The sequence below is a fragment of the Pseudomonas sp. PIC25 genome, from assembly GCF_002286785.1.
In the GTDB taxonomy this organism is placed as follows: domain Bacteria; phylum Pseudomonadota; class Gammaproteobacteria; order Pseudomonadales; family Pseudomonadaceae; genus Pseudomonas_M.
Genome location: NZ_MUJY01000165.1, coordinates 1 through 1,312 on the forward strand (window position 1 = coordinate 1; position 1,312 = coordinate 1,312).

Consider the following 1,312-nt stretch of genomic DNA (forward strand, 5'->3'; position numbering starts at 1 on the left):
CCATAGAAATGCGGCAGCCAGGCACAAAAAAGCGCCGGCTACACAGCTACGGCGCTACCGCGCCTCGAACATACAGGTTGCGACACCCGGCCACGGGATTGACCGTGACGGGGCGGACTCTAGCGGCTCAGGGGGAGGGAGGCAAGTCGGTTGGGGATTGGGGCGAGAGAAATGTGAGGGCTGTGGGAAAAGATGAGGTGGATGGTTTTGGCCATCCACCTTATTGAGTTACATGCTAGCTAGCAAACGAAGAATTTCATTCTCACCCAAAAGATTGGCAAGACCGGCAGCTGAAAATCCATCATCGTTTAAGATTTCTGGATTTGCACCATATTTTAAAAGATAGATGACCGCTTCTTTGTGCCCCTGCTCTATTGCATCATGCAGGGCTGTATAACCATGCTCTCCCTTGCTGTTAATATCTGCACCACATTTCAGTAAAAGTTCTATCTCGTTAACATCTCCGCGTGTCGCAGCAATGTGAATTGGGCTATCCCCGAACAGACTTCGACTTTCGGCATCGACGCACTCTATTCCACTATACTCAGGAAGAGCCGAGTATTCCGCTAACAACAGTACAAGTTTTTCCTTGCTAGTTGCACTCTTCACGGCAAACCCTCCGCAAAAAATCTTCCAGATTCTCGATGGCCTTCCTAGTATTATTTATTTCTGTAATATGGCCGGCATCGTTATCGTTGAACCATTTCTTGCTGAAATTTTCACGCAAAGTCAAGCATTGCCGGAGTCTCTCTAGGTTAGCTCGGGCATCTATGCATTGGTCACCAGAGGGGGGTATCGGTGATTTGCAAATACGGCTGTACTCCTTACGCTCCCGAGCTTTTTCTGCAGCACTTCCAGGGCTCGCCTCTGTAGTTGTACTGCTATCTGTTGGAGTAGAACCAGAAATAGTGGATGTAAGTACTGCTCCTCCAAGGAGGGCTCCTGTTGCCCAAAAACCTGTACCAGCGGTAGCAGTCGTTCCTGTTCCCAGGGCTCCAAGCCCCAGAAACCAAACTAGGCGCCCATCCGGGTCGAAGTTATTGATCGGATTTTGGTAGGCGTACCCATAGGTATTCAGCCCTCCCTTCAACCCAATCGGATCACTCTCCACATAGCGCCCGGTCTCCGGGTCGTAATCGCGGAAGTAGTTGTAGTGCAGCGCACTGTGCGCATCGTAGAGCTGGCCGGGGAAGCGCAGGGGGATGTCGGTAATGATGCCGTCGCCGTCCACGTCGGGGTTGGCGGGGCCGACGCCGAAGGCGTCGCTGTTCCAGCTCCACAGCAGCCGTTGGTTGGCGTCGGTGGCCAGGCG

The 1,312-nt window shown here is 52.6% G+C and carries 2 protein-coding genes; both read right to left on the reverse strand.

Annotated elements, in window-relative coordinates:
- Positions 1-228: 228 nt before the first annotated feature.
- Positions 229-609 (reverse strand): ankyrin repeat domain-containing protein, encoded by a 381-nt coding sequence (locus tag BZL41_RS20865; protein ID WP_095601044.1) that lies wholly within the window; start codon positions 607-609, stop codon positions 229-231.
- Positions 593-1,312, reverse strand: a 720-nt coding sequence (locus BZL41_RS20870) for an RHS repeat domain-containing protein (protein WP_218224597.1), incomplete at its 5' end; no start/stop codon positions are given. The genes BZL41_RS20865 and BZL41_RS20870, both read right to left, overlap by 17 nt.